Origin of the sequence: Shewanella sp. AS16 (genome assembly GCF_021412365.1) — a bacterium.
Lineage (GTDB): Bacteria > Pseudomonadota > Gammaproteobacteria > Enterobacterales > Shewanellaceae > Shewanella > Shewanella salipaludis.
This window is the reverse complement of sequence record NZ_JAKCLK010000128.1, coordinates 1-322: the sequence shown is the minus strand read 5'-3', so window position 1 is coordinate 322 and position 322 is coordinate 1. Positions and strand designations below refer to the sequence as shown.

The following is a 322-nucleotide window of genomic DNA, read 5'->3' as shown; positions in this document are numbered from 1 at the left end:
CTGTTTTATGGTGATTCTGCAGTTCAGAATACTGTCCTCTTACAATATTTTCCTCGCCACGTACGCTGTTCTGAGTATCACCTATATTCCCTTTATATTCTGTGACCATATTATCAACCTGATGTTTTACATCATTACGGATATTACTGTCCTGCGTTCTTTGATCAATAATGGCCTGATGCCCCTGATGGTCAGCAATAATATCCTGACTGCCACCACCCGAAGGTACGCTCTCCATTCCTTTACCAATATCACCACGGGATTCCCGCCAGGCATTATCAACACCAGGCTGTACCTGTTCCTGCACAAAAGACCAGGCCAT

General features: G+C 44.4%; 1 protein-coding gene. It reads right to left on the bottom strand.

Annotated features, from left to right (window positions below):
• Positions 1–322: hypothetical protein (locus LZP73_RS19650; RefSeq protein ID WP_442800772.1), on the bottom strand; the 322-nt coding region annotated here is incomplete at both ends.